This is a genomic window from Patescibacteria group bacterium (assembly GCA_041649475.1).
Taxonomy (GTDB): Bacteria; Patescibacteriota; Patescibacteriia; order Magasanikbacterales; family GWA2-37-8; genus JBAZNA01.
In genome coordinates, this window is record JBAZNA010000001.1 from 679704 (window position 1) to 697760 (window position 18057).

Below are 18057 nucleotides of genomic sequence, written 5' to 3' on the forward strand. Positions count from 1 at the left end.
TTAAAGTATATCATAATTGATGTGGAGCTGACAAAAATAATGGCTCAATCAGGTCATTATTTTTATACCCAACATATACAAGTTAGGACCCCTCATTGACAAAACCTGGTTTTTGAGTTATTCTAGTTTGTTCTTTAATTTTTCTGACAACCGAAAGGGATCGGACATGAGATATGTTAACGACGAGGGTAAGGAACACGTTTATCCGGCTACGCCGTTTGACCCCAAAGAAACAAGTAAAGGGTCCTTCGGCGACGCGTCCCACATGCTCCTGCGCCAGTTCAACTTTCCGGAAAAATTCACTCCGGAAAAGGACAGGCTGACTCTGTGCGACCACGACCGTATCATGGAGCGCCACAGCCAGGCGGCGACTGCGATTTTCCGGAAGTACACAGGCAGAGGCGAACTTGCCCTAACAGACTGGCTCAAATCTGCCAATGACGACAAGGTGATGGCACTCTTGCTCGAGCTCATGCAACTGGATCTGCCCGAGCTTGGCGCCATCCACTGGACCGGATACCGCATCTGCTACTCGGTCAATCGGGGCAATGGCTATCCGGTTTACACGCTTGAACTCTTCGTCAAGCGTTCCGAAGACACTAAGGTCTCCACCGCAAACCCCCAGAATCCGAAGAGGAAATAGTCCAGAACCGATCCCAACACTAGTTCCGGCAGGAGGGATGTGCAGCGAGCCACATTTTCACTGCTCGCACATTCCAAAAGCAACTTTCTCTGAAGGTTGTTTTTGTTTACAAATTAAAAAAATGCCGTGTCCGTAAAATAACTATATAAAAAATAGTCGACAGTAGGATTTATCAACTCTAAGCCTAAATTATCATCTAATAGACAAAATTAAAATAACCCCCTGGCTCTTTCAAAGGTGAGCCGAGAGGATTCGCGAAGATCCGGGGGTGGAACATCTTCGGGCAGGAGAACCTGGATCTCGCGGTACAGGGTCTCTTCCCTGTTCTTTCTATATTATTGAATAAATTATATATTTTTATTATAATAATAACATATGAATATATTAATATTTTTTTTATCGGCATCCTTTCTTTTGGGTCTAATTCTTGAATTTAAAAACAAAAGCTCTAAATGGAGAGGATTCTCTTTGCCAATTAGGCAATCTTCCCTTGGCGTCCTCTTATTTTCAATTGTATTACTGTGCTACTTTATCTTGAGTGATTCTGGTGTGCGCTACAGCGCAACTTTGATTTACATTGTTTCAAGGGTCGCTTTACTTTTTGCGATTCTTTTATTAGTTTCCTTATTAGGCATATTAATTGGCGCTACATTGGAAAAAATATTACAAACTACCAATAAGTGAATCCACACTCAAAAATGGAGCCAAAAATCGCCAACCAGGCGATTTTCTGTTATAATTATCAGATAAAGATAATAATATATAAAATATGGAAATCGCAATCTACCTGGCAAAATTCTGGGGCAGTCTTTTTATGATTCTCGGCGCAATGTCTGTTGGCGCAAAATTTTTAGGGAGAATTATAGAATATACCGAAGACAAAACCATTACTATCTCTACGGGATATATCACGTTTTTATTGGGATTAATCACCGTGGTTTTACATAATGTTTGGGTTGCCGACTGGAGGGTCGCCATCACAATTTTAGGATGGATTACATTATTCAAAGGAGTTGAAAAAATCGGCTTTCCTGATCGCGTTAATAAAAAGGCCCAAATGTTCAAAGGCGGGCAGGTGCTTTGGGGCGGCGTCATATTTCTTATAGGCGCTTGGTTCTTCTGGATGAGTTTTAAATAAACTCTTGCTAATGAGGGCATTGTTTTTGTTTAAACAAGGTGTATACTAAGAAACATGTTAGCCCTATCCGTAGAAAATCTAAAAAAAATCTACCGTGAAGTGGAAGCCGTCAAGGGCGTCAGTTTTAGTGTGGCTGAAAAGGAAATTTTCGCCCTTATCGGCCCCAATGGCGCCGGAAAATCTACCACTTTAAAGATGCTGGCCACCATTTTAACCCCAACTTCGGGCAAAGCCGAAATTTACGGTTTTGATGTTACCAAACAAGCCAATGAAGTCAGAAAAATCATCAGCTATCTGCCGGAAGAAGCCGGCGCTTACAAAAATTTAAGCGGCAAGGATTATTTGCAGTTTATGGCCGCAATTTACACGGACGACACCAAAAAACAAAAAGAGTTTATGGAACTGGGCACTCAAATTGCCGATCTCAAAAACCGGCTCAAAGATAAAATCAAAACTTACAGCAAAGGCATGACCAGAAAACTTTTACTCGCACGCACCGTGATGAACCGTCCAAAACTGGCGATACTGGACGAACCGACCTCCGGGCTGGATATTGTCAACGGTTTGGAGATCCGCAAAACTATCCGGCAAATGGCCGGCCAGGGTATGTCGGTCCTGTTATCCTCCCACAATATGCTGGAAATAGAATTTTTATCCGACCGCGTCGGCATCATTGCCCAGGGTCAGCTTATGGAAATCGGCACTCCATCGGAACTGAAAGCAAAATACGGCGCCGCCAATCTGGAAGAGGTCTTTATGAAATTATCCCACGCCTAACATGAAAAAGTTTTACATTTTAGTTAAAAAAGAAATCAAAGAGCTCCTGACCATACAGATGATCGCTCCCTTGATTATGGTGGTGATAGTTTTTGTCTTCATCGGCAAAACAGTCGGTAAACAAGTCGCCCAGACCGCGCAGAGCAATACCCCGATCGCGGTGTTGGATTTGGATAATTCAAAAAGTTCCAAAAATTTGGAGGATGCTTTAAAAAATAACCACTTTGACATAACCGTCTATCAAAATCTTTCCGCGGATGAAGCGGTAGCCAGAGCCAGAAGCGACAACGAAAAATCCCTGGTGGTCATACCGGCCGGGTTTGAACAAAATCTGAACAACCAAAAAACTACCCCCCTGCCCATCTACACCATCATGACCAATTTTTCCTTTACCGGTTCCAGAGGCAGCCAGAATCTGGCTATTGCCCTTGCGGCCATTAACGAAAACCTAAACAAGAAACCGGCGGAAAAACTGTTACAAGAGGATGACTATGTAGTAATTGGCGACCGACAGGCGCACGTTTCTCCGGCCGCAATCAGCGGATATATTTCTTCCCAAACCACCTTTATCCCGATTGTGTTATTTTTGGTAATCGTTTTCGCTTCCCAGTTGATCGTAACCTCTATTGCGACCGAGAAGGAAAATAAAACGCTGGAAACCCTGCTTTCCAGTCCGGTATCCAGACGGTCACTGGTCGCCGCCAAATTGGTGGGCGCGGGACTGGTGGCACTCCTGACCTCGGCTATTTATCTGGTTGGGATGCGCAGTTATATAAACGGCATAACCGGCAGCACTGGCGGAGGCACAAACGCTGCGATCCAGGCGGCAGCCGTCCAACTCGGGCTCGTTTTTAACAGTACCGATTATATTCTGCTGGGCTTATCCCTATTCTTTGGAATTTTAGTTGCCCTGTCTATCGCGCTGATTCTGGGATCATTCGCCCAAGACACCAAGAGCGCCCAGGGCATTATCAGCCCCCTCATGTTGCTCATTATGTTGCCATATTTCATGATAATGTTTTTGGACTTGAACACTATTTCGCCCGCTTTAAAATATTTGATTTATATTATCCCCTTCTCCCACCCATTTTTAGCCGCGCCGAATTTAATGCTGGGCCAGTATTACAATATCTGGTTAGGAATCGGATATATGGCAATACTGTTTTTAATATTTGTAATCATTGCCGCCAGGATTTTCGCTTCCGACAAAATCCTGACTCTGAATTTGAATTTTAAAAGAACAAAAAGAGGAAACCAAATATAGTTATGCTCGGTCTGGCTAAACTTGAATTAAAAATTTTTAAAAAACTCAACACGCCCATAAAAATCCAAAATTTTCTGGATACTTTTCCGATAAATTGGGAAAAAAAAGGCGAAACATACATGTCGCCCAGACGGGCACTTAAAGCGCGCAAAATTCATTGTCTTGAAGGGGCGCTGTTAGCGGCCACGGCTTTGTGGATTAACGGAGAGCAACCGCTACTTTTAGATCTTAGCGCTAAAGGGGATGAAGACCATGTGGTGGCACTCTACAAACGCAACGGCCATTTCGGAGCGATAAGTAAATCCAATCACGCTACCTTGCGTTTCCGCGATCCGGTTTATAAAACCGTGCGCGAATTGGTTGTGTCATATTTCCATGAATATTTTGATAATAAATATTACAAAAAGCGGCTGGTTGGTTTTTCCAAACCGCTTAATCTAAAAAAATTTGGCGATAAGTGGGTTACCGCCAAAGAAGACCTGCATTATTTGGTGGATGCGTTAAACGACTCTCCACACAAAAAAATTTACCCACAAAAGAACGCAAAATTCATCCGCCGGGCGGACAAAATGGAACGCCAGGCAGGCCGATTGAAAGAATGGAAAAAATCTCATCCACGGACTTGACTGCTTTTAAATATTGCTACTTTAAGGTATAATTGACCTATCTTATTTATTAATATTTCGCATATGGCCAAAAGGATCACTGGATACACCAAGAGAAAAAAATCAAAGCGTTCTCCCAAAACAAAGAAACGCCTGGCAATTAAGAAACTCATGCTTGAACAAAAGGCCTTGAGAAAAAAACATGGGCAAAGCTCTAAATAAAATCAAACGCTCCCTAAAAATTTTCGGTCCGGGAGTAATCACCGGCGCGGCCGACGATGATCCGTCCGGCATTGCCACTTACACTCAAACCGGAGCGCAATTCGGTTACGGCCAACTTTGGACAGCCCTGTTAACACTCCCCTTTTTAACGGCCATTCAAGAGGCCTGCGCGCGCATCGGCGCCGCCACCGGCAAGGGTTTGGCCAAAATAATCAAAGAAAATTACAGCAAAAAAGTATTATACGCGGTGGTCTTGCTGGTTCTGGTCGCCAACACCATCAATATCGGCGCTGACATCGGCGCCATGGCCGCGGCCACCCGGCTGATTATTCCAATTAACTTCACCATTTTGACGCTCGGTTTTACCGTGTTGATTTTAATTTTGGAGATTTTCACTTCCTATAAAGTATACTCGCGCATCTTAAAATGGCTGGCTTTAACTTTGCTGGCTTACCCGATAACGGTTTTTATTGTCAGTCAGCCCTGGAAAGAAATTGCGGTGGCCACTTTTTTGCCGCACATTGAATTCAGTTTTGCTTTCTTCTTTATCATCACCGGAGTTCTGGGCACAACCATTTCTCCCTATATGTTTTTTTGGGAGGCCTCCGAAGAAGTTGAAGAAGAAAAATCCAAACATCTCTTGCGTAAAGATAACCAACCCGCCATCACCGGTCGATTTCTTAAAAGATTACGCTGGGATAACTTTATCGGCATGTTTGCCTCACAGTTTGCAACCTGGTGCATCATCGTCGTGGCCGCAACGGTTTTACATCAAAATGGCATTACCAATGTCAGCACCGCGGCCGACGCGGCCAAGGCCTTGGAACCACTGGTGCAAACATTCCCCTACGCCGGCCTTCTGGCCAAAATTATTTTCGCCGTCGGCATTATCGGCTTGGGACTGTTAGGCATTCCGGTATTATCCGGTTCGGCCGCTTATGCTTTTTCCGAGGCCGTCAATTGGAAAGAAGGGTTGAATTTAAAATTAAAAAAAGCCCATGGTTTTTACGGAGTTATCACCATCGCTACGCTGGTGGGGCTGATTATTAATTATCTTGGCATTGATCCGATTAAGGCCCTGATTTTTACCGCTGTTTTCAACGGCGTAACTTCCGTGCCGCTCATATATCTGATCGCCAAAGTTGCCAGAAACAAAAAAGTGATGGGTGAACATAGAAGCGGCGGGCTTTCTAACACGCTTGTCTGGCTGACATTTTGCATTATGGCCGCTTCGGCCCTGGCCATGTTTTATTCTATTCTATTGCCTTTTATCCAGAAATGAGCTAAACTTTAGCTATAACTAATAATATTTTTAATATAATCAATTTTCTATGGGCAATTTTAATCGGGATGGCGGCCGAAATTTTGGTAAAGGCGGCGGCAACAGGCCAATGTTTAAAGCCACTTGCAGTAAGTGCGGTAATGAATGCGAAGTGCCTTTCAGGCCAACCGGCGACAGGCCAGTTTTTTGCAACAACTGTTTTAAAGCTCAAGGCGGAAACGCCGGCGGCGGCAGACCAGAAAGAAGTTTTGGCGGTAACAGGCCAAAATTTACCCCCAGCCATAATACCGGCGGCAACAATAATCCCGCTCAATTTAAGTCACAATTTGACGCATTAAACGCCAAATTGGACAATATTCTAAAAATACTGACCCCGACCCCGGCCGCAGCTAAGACAAAAACTACTGCTAAGAAACCGGCTAAAAAGGCGGCTGCCAAAAAGAAAAAGTAGTGAAAAGCCCCTTCATTCAACTCGGCTATTGACTTTTTCGTTGTTTTGTGCTATACTATTTCCATACCAGAATAGAAATGTAGTGAATTTCTGTTCAGTATACTTTATTCATTACATTTTATCATCTTATGAAAGGTGCAATCAAAACCATTATTGGAGACAAAAATTTTGGTTTTATCACTCCTGAAGACGGTAGCAAAGATATTTTCTTTCATGCCACCTCACTTTCAGGTGTTGAATTCAGCCAGTTAAAAGCCGGCGATGTAGTAAACTTTGACGTCGAAGATTCTGAAAAAGGACCTCGCGCCGCCAATGTGACCTTAGCCGCTTAATATCCAATAACAAAAAACCACCTAACCGGTGGTTTTTTGTATGGCGCACTTCAAAATAACTTTATATGAAAAAACTACGCAACGCCTTCTTATACATCACCAACAACGAAGTCGTATCACGCCATGAAGAAGAATTTGATATTGCTTTCTTTATTATCAACACTATAGCTTCAATTTTTGGAGTTATCATGTTCATTGTTCATAATGAACCGCAATGGATACCCGTCTTGGTGATAGAATATTGCTGGGCCCTGGACAACATGCGTCATAATCGGCCGTAAACCCGACTTCAGATTTGACAGCCATATTTTATTTGGCTACCGTAACTGTATAGACAGTTAATTTTTTAATTTTAAATTATATGGGAAATCGCATTATACATTTTGAAGTTCAGGCCGACGATATCGATAGGGCTAAAAATTTTTATGAAAAAACTTTTGGCTGGAAAATTGAAAAGATGATGGACGAAAAAGACGGCGGCGAAATGAATTATTGGGGGCTCTCTACCGGGCCGGAAGGCACGCCGGGAATTAACGGCGGATTATACAAACGGTCAGATGGTGAAAATAAAATTTATACCTATGACTGCACCATCATGGTGGAAAACTTGGACAAAGCGATAGCAGACGTCAAAAATAACGGCGGAAAAATCACGCATGAAAAATCTGAAATTCCGGAAGTGGGATGGTTCGCGCGCGGCATTGATACCGAAGGCAATACCTTTGGCTTAATGCAACCGACGGGATGGAAACCGAAATAACAGCACGCAGACAAAAACCATAAGCATTATCAAAACGATTGCTCCGCCCGAAGATATATTGAGATAGAAGGAAGCAAGGATACCGAGGAGCACTGAACCGAGCGAAATTATTTCCGCCCAGAATAAAGTTTTTCTAAAACTTTTTTTAAGCTGGAGGGCGGTGACAACCGGAATAACCAAGAGGGCCGAAATCAGCAAAATGCCGATAATGGGAATGGCCACCGCAATCACGGAAGCGGCCAGGATTATAAAGACAATATTTAAAAATCCGACCGGAATGCCGCTGGTTTTTGCTACTTCCTCGTCAAAAGAAATACTGATCAATTCCTTAAAAAAAGAAATCAAAATAACAAAGATAATGAAGCTTAAAATCAAGATAACGGAAATATCAAACGGCTTAACCGTAACAATACTGCCAAAAAGATAGCTGAACAAGTCCACGCTAAAACCGTGGGCCAAGCCGATTAACACAATCGCCAGCGCCAGACCGCCCGATAAAAATATAGACAGCGCGCTCTCACCATAAAGTTTTTTACTGACCCGCAGGCGTTCAATGACCACCGCCGATACGGTTGACACGCCCAGCATTGTCAGCAGTGGATTTATTTTTAACAACAGCGCGATAGCTACTCCGGCCAAAGAAACATGCGAAAGCGTGTCGGCAATTAGAGAATACCGGCGCAAAACCAAAAATATCCCGATAAGCGGCGCGACCGCGCCGATGAGGAGCCCCGCTTCCAGTCCCCTGATAATAAAACCGTAATGAAATATATCCAGCATATTTAGTGATCGTGTAAAATCAGACGCACGTTTTCTCCGTATAATTTTTGCAGATAATCGCCTTTAATAAACTGCTTCGGTTCGCCGTGATAGATCAAAGATTGATTGACGCAAGCCAATTTAGTGGCTTCGTGAGTAACCACGTCTAAATCATGCGACACAAAAATCAGGGTTAACCCCAGCTGTTTGTTTAAATTTTTCAGTAACGCGTAAAATTCTTCCTGATTTTTTACATCAACGCCGACCGTGGGTTCGTCAAGAAATAATATCTCCGGCTCACCGGAGAGCGCCCGGGCGATAAAAACGCGCTGCTCTTGTCCGGCCGACAAATCACCGATTAATCTGTCCTTATATTCCAGCATTTCCACCTGGCGCAAGGCCTTGGCAATAATGGCATCATCTTTTTTATCCAGTCCGCGCAAAAGGCCTTTTTTCCCGTATCTGCCCATGGCCGTGATTTCCCAAACCGTGGCCGGAAAAAGCGGATCAAAGTTTATGGCTTTTTGCGGCACATACCCCAGCTTGGACCAGTCCCTAAATTTATTTATAGGTTTGTCAAAAAGCTTAACCTCGCCGGCGCTGGGCTTTAAGAGCCCGAGCATCACTTTAAGCAGAGTGGTTTTACCGCTGCCGTTAGGGCCGATCATGCCCAGATAATCGCCATGGCAGATATTTAAAGTGATATTTTTTAACACCAAGGTCTGGCCATAGGAGAATGACACATTGTGCAATTCAATTATATTTTTACAATTTACTGACATTGCAAAGCAATTCTTAAATTATTTAAATTATCCGTCATCACCGTAAAATAATTTTTTCCTTGACTGATTTCCGCGTTGGTCAAACCCTCAAGCGGATTTAACACCAGCGTTTGCGCGCCGGTTTCGCGCGCGATCGTATCTGACAATTTCGGACTCGTCAAACTTTCAAAAAAAATATATTTAATATTATTGGTCTTTACGAAATCGGCAACTTCGGTCAATTTTTGCGGCGACGGCTCTTCATCGGGTGAAATACCGGAAATGGCAACCTGGTTTAAGCCGTACTCCTTCGCCAAATAGCCAAAGGCCGCGTGCGCGGTGACAAAATCTTTTTTTTGGCAACTACTTAACCCAGTGCGGTACTCGGCATCAAGCGCATCCAATTTATTTTCTAAATTTTGCGCGTTGGTTTTGTAATAGTCCGCGTTTGTCGGGAAAGCGACAGTCAAACCGTTTAAGATAGCCGCAACTTCATTTTTGGCCAATACCGGATCCAGCCACACATGCGGATCCCCTACGCCGTTATTTCCAGCCACAACCACGGTTGTCTGGGATCCCTTTAACGAAGCCGTCATGCTATCACCCCAAGGTTCCAGTTTTCCGCCATTAATGATCAAAAGTTTACTGTCTTCTATTCTGGCTACATCTTGCGTGGTTGGTTCATAATCGTGCGGTTCGGCTCCGGCCGGAGTTATATTGTACACGCTCGCTTTGTCACCCGCAATCTGGGTGGTAAAAAAATACAAAGGATAAAAAGAAGTGACCACACCTGTTTCCGTGCTGTTTTTAACAGGATGAAATTTATAAAAATAAAAAACTAAGGCCCCAAAAACCGCTAAAATTATTAAGTACCGAAACTTCATATATAAATAGGATACAGAAATTTTACTGCAGAGTCAAGCCAAATCCTCAAGCGGTCTGTTCAATCAGGCACTTTTTAGATATAATGAAAATATATGCTGTTAAAGTATAAAACATATTTAGCCGCGGTGGTTTTAATTTCCGCTGTAATTTTAGTACCAATGGCGCGGGCCGATGAGATAACCGCCAAAACCCAGGAGCGGGATCAACTGCAGGCCCAGCTTGATCAAATTGAAGAGCAAATCGCGATTTATGAAAAAGAACTGGCCCAAACAACCACCCAAAAAAATACTCTGGCCAATAAAATAAAAAAATTAAAATCACAGCAGGCCGCTTTAAAATTACAAATACAAGAAACCACGCTCAAACTGGCTGAACTGGAAAAAAACTTAACAATCACCAATCAGTCCATCAGCGCCAAGGCGGCCAAACTAGAATCCTTAAAAATTGAAATCGCCGGCCTTCTGCGCCAGTTGCATTCTGATAATCAAAACGTTTTGACCATGATTATGACTGCCCGCAGTTTGGGAGACGCCTACGTGCAAGTTAAAAACTATTTTATGCTCACCCAGGCCTTGAGCCAACTTATGGGACAAACAAAAGACGTTAAGGCACAACTGGAAACGCAACGCACCCAGTATGAAGAGCAGCAAACCGACAATGAAAAACTTCTGTCAATAAAATCAATTCAGCAAAATCAATTGGTCACAACCCTGCAGGAGCAAAATTCACTGTTGCAGGAAACCAAAGGACAGGAAAGTTCTTACCAGGCAATTTTAGCCGATCAAAAAAAACAGGCCGCGGCCATTCGCAACCGCATTTACGAACTGTTCAGCATGACCACCCAGATAACCTTCGGCCAGGCGCTTGAGATTGCCAATTGGGCATCAGGACTGACCGGCGTACGTCCGGCGTTTTTACTCGCGATTTTAACCCAAGAATCAAACTTGGGCAAAAATGTCGGCACCTGCAACCGCCTGGGCGACCCGCCGGAAAAAAGCTGGAAAGTGGTAATGAAACCGGAAAGGGATCAGGAACCGTTTAAAAAAATAACAACGGAACTGAATCTTGATATAGATTCCACGCCTGTTTCCTGCCCGATGCATGATGCTAAAGGCAACCAGGTCGGCTGGGGCGGCGGCATGGGGCCGGCGCAATTCATCCCCTCAACCTGGATGGGCTACAAAGATAAAGTTGCGGCCATGACCGGCAAATCACCGGCCAACCCCTGGGATATCAGAGATGCTTTTATTGCCTCGGCCATCAAGCTAAAAGCCGCCGGGGCTGACTCAAAATCCGGAGAGTGGAAAGCGGCCATGATTTATTTTTCCGGCGGTACCAATTCCCGCTACAGTTTTTACGGCGATAATGTGGTTGCCACCGCCAATAAATACCAAAGCGACATAGACCAACTTCAATAAAATGCCAGATCTACACTCGGATGAACAACTCGTAGCCGCTTTTTTGACCGGCGATGAAGCCGCTCTAAATATTTTAATACAAAGATATACCGCCCGGGTATATAATTTTGTGGCACAATATATCGGCCACGGGCAGGACGCCGAAGACACCACCCAGGAAACATTCATCAAGGTTTGGAAGGGCCTGCGCCGATTTGATACGACAAAAAAATTCAAGCCCTGGCTGTTTCAAATTGCCAAAAATACAGCCATTGACTTTCTTCGCAAACGCAAGCTACCCATATTGACCACTGTTGTTGATGATGACGAAAACGCCATCAATCCGGTAGATGTGCTGTCGGATCAAACGCCCCTGCCGCTTGAACAGATGGCTGTAGTTGAACGCGCGGCCATAATCCAAAAAGCCCTTAATTTACTGCCCAACATATATAGTACGGTGATAAATTTATATTACCTGGAAGAGCTGACGCTCGCGGAAATTGCGGAAGTTCTGTCAGAATCACTGGACACGATAAAAAGCCGCCACCGCCGCGCTCTCATCAAACTCCGAGAATTGATACCCAAGGGTGAACAATAAATGCACCTAAAATTCATTTATTTACGTATTATACGTGTATGACAAACCCATTATTTGAACATATCCAGCTTGATTGCCCAAACGGCTTGGCTGAAAAGATTGTCCAAACAATTGAACATAGAAAAATGGTCAACTACTACGCTAAAATTATCATTTTCGGCTTCTTTTCATTAGTGTCTGTTTTTGTGCTCGTAATTGCTTTAAGATCGGAAATTCCGTATATCATAAACTCCGAAGCCGGCAAACTTGTCTCTTTGCTGTTTTCCGACTCATCCATCATCTTAAAATACTGGCAGCAATACTTCCTGTCTCTCATTCAATCCTTGCCGATTGTTTCAATAATTATTGTCGGCATCTCTTTGTGGCTGGTATGCATGTTTGTGTGGATGATGGCACGCGCTTCGCTTGTCCTGATACATCATAATAAAATTAAAAATCACGCTTAAACAAAACATATGAAATCAAATCAAGGCATACAAATTATCAAAGGCATAGTGATCGGATTAGGAGCGCTGATCATAGTGCTGGTCATTTTTTGGGCCGGTATAATGGTCGGCTCGCGCGAAGCCAGATTTAGTTATCAATGGGGTGCTAATTACCATCATTTATTCGGACCTCCGCCCGGACCGCTTCTGGGTGGGGGTGCAGATTTTATGAATCCGAACAGCGCCGCCGGCACTATTATAAAAGTCAGCACCAGCACGCTTTTAATTAAAGGCGATGATAATACTGAAAAAAGCGTGGTTATCTCCAACGGCACCCTGATACGAAGCTTACAAAATACATTAAGTCCTAGTGATCTTAAAGTTGACGACCAAGTTGTAATTTTAGGAGAACCGAGCAGTACCGGACAAATTGAAGCAAAATTTATTCGCGTCTTTCCGCAGTCATTATGATCAAAAAATTTATAAAAAAACATAAAATCTGGACCGGTATAATAATTATTGTAATAGCAGTAATCGCCTATTACGTATATAAATCATTTACCGGCGGTCAAACTACTACCCAATATATAGCAACCGCTGCCACGCAAGGCACCCTCATAACCTCGGTAAGCGGCAGCGGGCAGGTTTCGGCCTCAAACCAGGTTGATCTTTCCACCAAGGGTTCCGGCGCCGTGACCTCCATTAGCGTTAAAGAAGGCCAAACAGTTACGGCCGGCACGGTTTTACTGCGTATAGATGCCACTGATGCCACCAAAGCCGTACGTGACGCGCAAATCAATTTAGAAAGCGCCCAGCTGTCGCTTGCAAAAATGAAAGCAGCGACCGACCCGCTGGCTTTGTTACAAGCACAAAATTCCCTTTATCAATCTCAATCCTCCAAACAACAGGCCATAGATAATCTAAGCAAGGCCTATGATGACGGATTCAATTCGGTCTCAAATGCTTTTCTTGATTTACCTACAGTAATGACCGGACTCACGAATGTGCTTTTAGGAAACGACAGTACTCTGGGCGGAGCCAACCAATGGAATATGGATTATTATGTAGACGCAGTGACAAATTATGAACCCCAAGTCAAACAATTCAGGGATGATGCTTACGCCAAATATTTAACCGCCAAACAAGCATACGATCAAAATTTTACGGATTATAAAGCCGCCGGCCGGTTTTCAAGCACCTCCACCATTGACGCCCTGATTTCAGAATCATACAACACTTCCAAATCCATTGCCGACGCCATAAAAAGCACTAACAATTTAATTCAATTTTATGCAGATACAATGCGTGAACACAGTGCCACTCCCAAAGCGGCTGCGGACACGCAATTGACAAATCTGAATTCCTACACCACCAAAGTAAATTCTCATGTCAGCGATTTGCTTGGTGTTGAGCAAACAATCCAAAATAATGAAGAATCTATTATTAGTGCCAGCCAATCAATTGCCGAAAAAACACAATCGCTCGCCGATTTACAAGCAGGCACAGACCCGCTTGATCTTAAGGCACAGGAATTATCCGTCCAGCAAAGACAAAACTCTCTAAATGATGCCAGGCAACAATTGGCCGATTATTCTATTAAAGCGCCCTTTACCGGAGTGGTTGCCAAAGTTTCCGTAAACGTTGGCGATTCAATTTCTGCGGGAACAGCCGCGATCACCTTGCTCACCTCGCAAAAAATCGCTGAAATTCCGCTAAACGAAGTGGACGTTTCCAAAGTGAAAGTCGGCCAGCAGGTCACGCTCACTTTTGATGCTCTGTCTGACTTAACCATTGCCGGAACTGTCTTAAATATTGATACCATCGGCACTGTCTCCCAAGGTGTCGTCACCTATAATGTTAAACTAGGTTTTGATACTCAAGATTCAAGGGTTAAATCGGGTATGAGTGTAACGGCCAACATCATAACCGACTCCAAACAAAACGTAATTCTGGTTCCTAACGCGGCCGTAAAAACCAGCAATGGATCATCTTATGTCCAATTACTAATAAATGACGCGCCACAAACACAGACAGTTACAGTTGGACTATCCAATAACACCATGACAGAAATTGTCAGTGGTGTTAATGTGGGCGACCAGGTAATCACCCAAACAATCACTTCAAACAGTGCCACAAAAACTAATACTACCAAAAGCAGTAATAGCGGCGGATTGGGCATTCCCGGTATAGGCGGAGGTGGCTTCGGCCGCTAAAAAAATCTTATGATTGAATGCAAAGATATTGTTAAAATTTATAAAACCGGTGAAGAAGAAACAATTGTCCTTAAAAATGTTTCCTTTAAAATAAAGGACGGCGAATTTGTGGCCATTATGGGACCATCCGGATCTGGAAAATCAACCCTGATGCATATTTTGGGCGCGCTTGACTCCCCTTCGAGCGGCACCTATTTGCTTGACGATCAAGATGTGTCACACTTAGCAGACGACGAACTGGCAGAAATCAGAAACAAAAAGATCGGCTTTGTCTTTCAGAGTTATAATCTTCTACCCCGAGCCACAGTTTTGCGCAACGTAACCATGTCTTTAATGTATGCCGGCGTACCGCGCGATCAGCGAGAAAAAAAAGCCAAACACGCGCTCCTGGCAGCCGGACTGGCCGAAGACAGGTGGAATCATTTATCAAACCAGCTTTCCGGTGGACAGATGCAAAGAGTGGCCATTGCCCGGGCCTTAGTTAATAATCCGTCCATAATTTTGGCGGATGAACCAACCGGAAATTTGGATACAAAAACCGGAGACGTAGTAATGGCAACTTTTCAGGAATTAAACAAAAAACATGATTCCACCATCGTACTAATTACTCATGAACATGATGTGGCTTTGCATGCCAAACGCATTATTCATTTAAGAGACGGGGAAATTATCAAGGATGAAATAATTGAGAAACCCCGCATAGCTCACGCGACAGTATGAATACTTCTGATTTACTTGAAGAAACATTTTTGGCGATTACGGCCAATAAAATTAGATCCGGATTGACTGTTCTTGGTATTGTCATCGGCATTAGCTCGGTTATTGCCATGATTTCCATTGGCCAAGGATCACAGGCCTCAATTGAATCCAGCATTCAATCAATCGGGTCAAATTTAATTTTGGTTACGCCCGGATTTTCCAGAGGAGTCGGCACCACCGTACGCTCGGCCAGAGGGTCTGCCAGTACGCTCACACAGGCGGATGCCGATGCCATTGCCAACGAAATAACCACGGCTAAGGCGGTGGCGCCTGAGGTCTCAAGCCGCTATCAAATCACGGCCAAAGGAACAAACACCAATACTTCGGTTGATGGGGTCACCTCTATTTATCCGCAAGTGCGCAATGTCCAGATTGACCTTGGCTCTTTTATTTCTGACCAAAACGTACAGAGTATGTCTAAGGTGGCGGTGTTAGGTCCAACCACCAGAGATGATTTGTTCGGTGAGGGAACTGACCCAACCGGCCAAACTATACGCATAAACAATTCCGAATACACTGTCATCGGCGTCACCAAATCAAAAGGCGGCTCCGGGTTTGGCAGCTCGGATGATATTATTTACATCCCGATCACCACGGCACAAAGGTACCTAAGCGGTGACACCTCTGTCTCCACTATTAATGTTCAGGCCAACGATGAAAAATCAATGGCCGCCATACAACAACAAATTACTGATTTATTACTACAAAGACACAACATTACTGATTCTTCGCTGGCCGATTTTCAGGTCATGAATCAGACAGATATCGCGGCAACCGCCTCCTCGGTCACCAATACCTTTACCACCTTGCTCGCGGCTATTGCCGGTATCTCCCTGATTGTCGGTGGCATCGGCATTATGAATATGATGCTTACCACCGTCACTGAACGCACGCGAGAAATCGGACTGCGCAAAGCGATTGGCGCCAAAAAAAATAATATCAGTTTGCAATTTTTAACCGAGTCGGTGATGCTTACTTTTTTTGGCGGGGTTGTGGGTGTATTCCTTGGCTGGATATTGGCAGTGATCATTTCCAAATTTGCCGGTATTGCCACCTCTATATCTTGGTACGCCGTGGCCCTGGCCTTTGGGGTTTCGGCTTTGATTGGCATTATATTCGGTTATTACCCGGCGCGCCGAGCCGCGGGGTTAAATCCAATTGAGGCCCTACGATACGAATAAATCAAATTAATAATTAATACAAAAGTATGAAAAAAACGTATTACATAATCATGGTAGTAATCATCATATTGGTCGGCGGCGGCGCGCTCTATGGCGGCTATACATATGGTACAAGCACAGCCAAAGCCGGTCCTCGCAATCCAATGGCTGGAAATTTTGGCAACTTCGCCGGTGCCGCAGGGAGAAATGGCATCGGTGGCGCAGGCAGCGCCAATGTCAGTGCGGTGCGCGGAAGCATTCTTTCCACCAATGCCGGCACGATCTCTTTACAGCTTGATAACAATGCCGGTTCCAAAATTATTCTCTATTCAACCTCAACGCCAATTACAAAAACAGCCGAAGGCACAACCAACGACTTAGTGTCCGGCCAAAATATAATGGTGAGAGGCACACAAAATTCCGACGGCAGCGTGACGGCCGAGTCAATTCAATTGGTCCCCGCTTCCAGCACTGTGCGCGGATTTTGATCTGTGCTTGAGGTGTCGCCAAATATACAAAGCGACGAAAATAATAACTATAACCAACATCAACAAATCAAAGTTGTGCAATTTTTCCTGAATTAATGTCCAATTATTTTGTAATTTAATTCCCAGCCAGGTAAAGAGCACGGCCCACGGAAAGGCGCCGATAAACGTAAATAAAACAAACTTCTTCAGATTCATTTCCGCGATTCCGGCCGGAAAAGAAATATAGGTTCTAATTACCGGCAGCAAACGCCCCACCAACACAGTGGCTTCTCCATAATTTTTAAACCAATGATCGGCTTTATCCAGATCGTGTCTTGATATTAAAAAATATTTTCCGTACTTTTCAATTAAAGGCCGACCGCCTTTGTAACCGATAAAATAGGCAAGCAACGAACCGGCTAAATTCCCCAGTGTTCCGACCAAGGCAACCAACCAAAAATTTAAATGACCGGTAGCCACTAAAAATCCAGAAAAAGGCATTATAGCTTCCGAGGGCATCGGTATACCGCAACTTTCAACCAACATTAAACCAAAAATACCGGCATAGCCGGTGGCGCCGATGACGCTGACAACAAAACTGACTAAATATCCGATTATTGTTGAGATCATAAACGAAATGAGTGAGAAGATTGACAACAGCATTATTTTACCTGATTTTTTGGATTTTAACAAGACAAAAAAACGCCCAAGACCGTACGTGCGGCCAAGGGCGCTGAAGCCGGGTGTCTCTCGTCACCTGACTACTGTTCCTCCTTGGGGATGAACTGAAGGTTGAGTGGCTTGTCCTTGTGGTTGGTCTCTACCAGATCCACGCCGATCCACTTGCCCTTCTTCTCCACGTGGAGCTTCGCAACCACGTGAAGGTCTGAACCAGAAGTGGAGACGTGGACTTCTTCCTCCAATCCTGCCACACTCCACCTCATACTTCGTAGGACGATCTGCCCCTGTTGAGTCAGTGCCTGCGCCCACATGAAGTCCGACAACAGCGGGCTGTCTGCTTCTGGGGGCTTGTCCAGACAGTAGATGAGTAGCATGTTTTCCTTCACACCATCCCACATTACTCGCTGGACTTGTAGCCCGGCGAGTTCAACCCTCCGGGCTGTATTCATGGTTTCCGACCTCTCTGTCCATCTTAGGG

Annotated in this window: 25 protein-coding genes; 20 read left to right on the forward strand and 5 right to left on the reverse strand. The window is 44.3% G+C overall.

From position 1 onward, the window contains the following. Positions 1–166 precede the first annotated feature (166 nt). From WC526_03360 to WC526_03415, 12 genes are all read left to right on the forward strand, one after another. Positions 167–643, forward strand: a complete 477-nt coding sequence (locus WC526_03360) for a hypothetical protein (protein ID MFA5062159.1) — start codon at positions 167–169, stop codon at positions 641–643. Between the two features lie 375 nt (positions 644–1018). Then, positions 1019–1327 (forward strand): hypothetical protein, encoded by a 309-nt coding sequence (locus tag WC526_03365; GenBank protein MFA5062160.1) that lies wholly within the window; start codon positions 1019–1021, stop codon positions 1325–1327. Positions 1328–1412: 85 nt separating this feature from the next. Then, the gene (locus WC526_03370) at positions 1413–1781 is read left to right on the forward strand and encodes a hypothetical protein (GenBank protein ID MFA5062161.1); all 369 of its coding nucleotides are present in this window, start codon (positions 1413–1415) and stop codon (positions 1779–1781) included. Between the two features lie 54 nt (positions 1782–1835). Beyond that, positions 1836–2558 (forward strand): ABC transporter ATP-binding protein, encoded by a 723-nt coding sequence (locus WC526_03375; GenBank protein ID MFA5062162.1) that lies wholly within the window; start codon positions 1836–1838, stop codon positions 2556–2558. A gap of 1 nt (position 2559) precedes the next feature. Then, positions 2560–3822, forward strand: coding sequence for an ABC transporter permease (locus tag WC526_03380; protein MFA5062163.1), 1263 nt, complete (start codon positions 2560–2562; stop codon positions 3820–3822). A 2-nt stretch (positions 3823–3824) separates the two neighbouring features. Next, complete coding sequence (locus tag WC526_03385) at positions 3825–4448, forward strand: hypothetical protein (GenBank protein MFA5062164.1); 624 nt, start codon at positions 3825–3827, stop codon at positions 4446–4448. 63 nt (positions 4449–4511) lie between these two features. After that, the gene (locus WC526_03390; GenBank protein MFA5062165.1) at positions 4512–4649 is read left to right on the forward strand and encodes a hypothetical protein; all 138 of its coding nucleotides are present in this window, start codon (positions 4512–4514) and stop codon (positions 4647–4649) included. Further along, positions 4630–5931 (forward strand): Nramp family divalent metal transporter, encoded by a 1302-nt coding sequence (locus WC526_03395; protein MFA5062166.1) that lies wholly within the window; start codon positions 4630–4632, stop codon positions 5929–5931. The genes WC526_03390 and WC526_03395 overlap by 20 nt, the downstream gene beginning before the upstream one ends. A 49-nt stretch (positions 5932–5980) precedes the next feature. Next, a complete protein-coding gene (locus tag WC526_03400; GenBank protein ID MFA5062167.1) occupies positions 5981–6382 on the forward strand; it encodes a CxxC-x17-CxxC domain-containing protein in 402 nt (133 codons plus the stop codon). A 128-nt stretch (positions 6383–6510) separates the two neighbouring features. Next, the gene (locus tag WC526_03405; protein MFA5062168.1) at positions 6511–6714 is read left to right on the forward strand and encodes a cold shock domain-containing protein; all 204 of its coding nucleotides are present in this window, start codon (positions 6511–6513) and stop codon (positions 6712–6714) included. 65 nt (positions 6715–6779) lie between these two features. Continuing rightward, positions 6780–6995: a hypothetical protein gene (locus WC526_03410; GenBank protein MFA5062169.1), complete on the forward strand. Its 216-nt coding sequence runs from the start codon at positions 6780–6782 to the stop codon at positions 6993–6995. An 80-nt stretch (positions 6996–7075) separates the two neighbouring features. Further along, positions 7076–7474: a VOC family protein gene (locus WC526_03415; protein MFA5062170.1), complete on the forward strand. Its 399-nt coding sequence runs from the start codon at positions 7076–7078 to the stop codon at positions 7472–7474. Here the strand turns inward: WC526_03415 and WC526_03420 are convergent. From WC526_03420 to WC526_03430, 3 genes are read right to left on the reverse strand one after another with little or no spacing between them, the layout of a single operon-like run. Continuing rightward, positions 7442–8254: a metal ABC transporter permease gene (locus WC526_03420; protein MFA5062171.1), complete on the reverse strand. Its 813-nt coding sequence runs from the start codon at positions 8252–8254 to the stop codon at positions 7442–7444. The two genes, WC526_03415 and WC526_03420, sit on opposite strands and share 33 nt — an antisense overlap. Positions 8255–8256: 2 nt before the next feature. Then, positions 8257–9015, reverse strand: coding sequence for a metal ABC transporter ATP-binding protein (locus WC526_03425; GenBank protein ID MFA5062172.1), 759 nt, complete (start codon positions 9013–9015; stop codon positions 8257–8259). Next, the gene (locus WC526_03430; GenBank protein MFA5062173.1) at positions 9006–9878 is read right to left on the reverse strand and encodes a metal ABC transporter substrate-binding protein; all 873 of its coding nucleotides are present in this window, start codon (positions 9876–9878) and stop codon (positions 9006–9008) included. Before WC526_03430 ends, WC526_03425 begins: the two co-directional genes overlap by 10 nt. A gap of 93 nt (positions 9879–9971) precedes the next feature. Here WC526_03430 and WC526_03435 point away from each other — a divergent pair, with 93 nt between their 5' ends. Genes WC526_03435 through WC526_03470 form a run of 8 tightly spaced genes read left to right on the forward strand, consistent with a single transcriptional unit; the run spans position 9972 to position 16919 of the window. Continuing rightward, on the forward strand, positions 9972–11297 hold the full coding sequence (locus WC526_03435) for a hypothetical protein (GenBank protein MFA5062174.1): 1326 nt from the start codon (positions 9972–9974) through the stop codon (positions 11295–11297). A 1-nt stretch (position 11298) separates the two neighbouring features. Continuing rightward, positions 11299–11874: an RNA polymerase sigma factor gene (locus tag WC526_03440; protein ID MFA5062175.1), complete on the forward strand. Its 576-nt coding sequence runs from the start codon at positions 11299–11301 to the stop codon at positions 11872–11874. A gap of 38 nt (positions 11875–11912) precedes the next feature. Further along, positions 11913–12320, forward strand: coding sequence for a hypothetical protein (locus tag WC526_03445; protein MFA5062176.1), 408 nt, complete (start codon positions 11913–11915; stop codon positions 12318–12320). A gap of 9 nt (positions 12321–12329) precedes the next feature. Then, positions 12330–12770, forward strand: coding sequence for a hypothetical protein (locus tag WC526_03450; protein ID MFA5062177.1), 441 nt, complete (start codon positions 12330–12332; stop codon positions 12768–12770). Next, on the forward strand, positions 12767–14512 hold the full coding sequence (locus tag WC526_03455; protein MFA5062178.1) for an efflux RND transporter periplasmic adaptor subunit: 1746 nt from the start codon (positions 12767–12769) through the stop codon (positions 14510–14512). Before WC526_03450 ends, WC526_03455 begins: the two co-directional genes overlap by 4 nt. 9 nt (positions 14513–14521) lie before the next feature. Next, complete coding sequence (locus WC526_03460) at positions 14522–15232, forward strand: ABC transporter ATP-binding protein (protein MFA5062179.1); 711 nt, start codon at positions 14522–14524, stop codon at positions 15230–15232. Further along, positions 15229–16452 carry an ABC transporter permease gene (locus WC526_03465; protein MFA5062180.1) on the forward strand — a complete coding sequence of 408 codons (1224 nt, stop codon included), beginning with the start codon at positions 15229–15231 and terminating at the stop codon, positions 16450–16452. The genes WC526_03460 and WC526_03465 overlap by 4 nt, the downstream gene beginning before the upstream one ends. A 26-nt stretch (positions 16453–16478) precedes the next feature. Continuing rightward, a complete protein-coding gene (locus WC526_03470; protein MFA5062181.1) occupies positions 16479–16919 on the forward strand; it encodes a hypothetical protein in 441 nt (146 codons plus the stop codon). Here WC526_03470 and WC526_03475 read toward each other — a convergent pair. Beyond that, positions 16875–17528, reverse strand: a complete 654-nt coding sequence (locus WC526_03475; protein ID MFA5062182.1) for a DedA family protein — start codon at positions 17526–17528, stop codon at positions 16875–16877. The genes WC526_03470 and WC526_03475 overlap by 45 nt on opposite strands. A gap of 131 nt (positions 17529–17659) precedes the next feature. Then, positions 17660–18028 (reverse strand): hypothetical protein, encoded by a 369-nt coding sequence (locus WC526_03480; GenBank protein ID MFA5062183.1) that lies wholly within the window; start codon positions 18026–18028, stop codon positions 17660–17662. Positions 18029–18057: the final 29 nt, after the last annotated feature.

Coding starts and splice junctions, on each gene's coding strand:
- WC526_03400 (MFA5062167.1), top strand. CDS start 5,981: ATGGGCAATTTTAATCGGGATGGCGGCCGAAATTTTGGTAAAGGCGGC.
- WC526_03450 (MFA5062177.1), top strand. CDS start 12,330: ATGAAATCAAATCAAGGCATACAAATTATCAAAGGCATAGTGATCGGA.
- WC526_03475 (MFA5062182.1), bottom strand. CDS start 17,528: ATGATCTCAACAATAATCGGATATTTAGTCAGTTTTGTTGTCAGCGTC.
- WC526_03430 (MFA5062173.1), bottom strand. CDS start 9,878: ATGAAGTTTCGGTACTTAATAATTTTAGCGGTTTTTGGGGCCTTAGTT.
- WC526_03365 (MFA5062160.1), top strand. CDS start 1,019: ATGAATATATTAATATTTTTTTTATCGGCATCCTTTCTTTTGGGTCTA.
- WC526_03375 (MFA5062162.1), top strand. CDS start 1,836: ATGTTAGCCCTATCCGTAGAAAATCTAAAAAAAATCTACCGTGAAGTG.
- WC526_03470 (MFA5062181.1), top strand. CDS start 16,479: ATGAAAAAAACGTATTACATAATCATGGTAGTAATCATCATATTGGTC.
- WC526_03380 (MFA5062163.1), top strand. CDS start 2,560: ATGAAAAAGTTTTACATTTTAGTTAAAAAAGAAATCAAAGAGCTCCTG.
- WC526_03390 (MFA5062165.1), top strand. CDS start 4,512: ATGGCCAAAAGGATCACTGGATACACCAAGAGAAAAAAATCAAAGCGT.
- WC526_03410 (MFA5062169.1), top strand. CDS start 6,780: ATGAAAAAACTACGCAACGCCTTCTTATACATCACCAACAACGAAGTC.
- WC526_03385 (MFA5062164.1), top strand. CDS start 3,825: ATGCTCGGTCTGGCTAAACTTGAATTAAAAATTTTTAAAAAACTCAAC.
- WC526_03465 (MFA5062180.1), top strand. CDS start 15,229: ATGAATACTTCTGATTTACTTGAAGAAACATTTTTGGCGATTACGGCC.
- WC526_03420 (MFA5062171.1), bottom strand. CDS start 8,254: ATGCTGGATATATTTCATTACGGTTTTATTATCAGGGGACTGGAAGCG.
- WC526_03480 (MFA5062183.1), bottom strand. CDS start 18,028: ATGAATACAGCCCGGAGGGTTGAACTCGCCGGGCTACAAGTCCAGCGA.
- WC526_03415 (MFA5062170.1), top strand. CDS start 7,076: ATGGGAAATCGCATTATACATTTTGAAGTTCAGGCCGACGATATCGAT.
- WC526_03445 (MFA5062176.1), top strand. CDS start 11,913: ATGACAAACCCATTATTTGAACATATCCAGCTTGATTGCCCAAACGGC.
- WC526_03360 (MFA5062159.1), top strand. CDS start 167: ATGAGATATGTTAACGACGAGGGTAAGGAACACGTTTATCCGGCTACG.
- WC526_03405 (MFA5062168.1), top strand. CDS start 6,511: ATGAAAGGTGCAATCAAAACCATTATTGGAGACAAAAATTTTGGTTTT.
- WC526_03370 (MFA5062161.1), top strand. CDS start 1,413: ATGGAAATCGCAATCTACCTGGCAAAATTCTGGGGCAGTCTTTTTATG.
- WC526_03425 (MFA5062172.1), bottom strand. CDS start 9,015: ATGTCAGTAAATTGTAAAAATATAATTGAATTGCACAATGTGTCATTC.
- WC526_03455 (MFA5062178.1), top strand. CDS start 12,767: ATGATCAAAAAATTTATAAAAAAACATAAAATCTGGACCGGTATAATA.
- WC526_03435 (MFA5062174.1), top strand. CDS start 9,972: ATGCTGTTAAAGTATAAAACATATTTAGCCGCGGTGGTTTTAATTTCC.
- WC526_03440 (MFA5062175.1), top strand. CDS start 11,299: ATGCCAGATCTACACTCGGATGAACAACTCGTAGCCGCTTTTTTGACC.
- WC526_03460 (MFA5062179.1), top strand. CDS start 14,522: ATGATTGAATGCAAAGATATTGTTAAAATTTATAAAACCGGTGAAGAA.
- WC526_03395 (MFA5062166.1), top strand. CDS start 4,630: ATGGGCAAAGCTCTAAATAAAATCAAACGCTCCCTAAAAATTTTCGGT.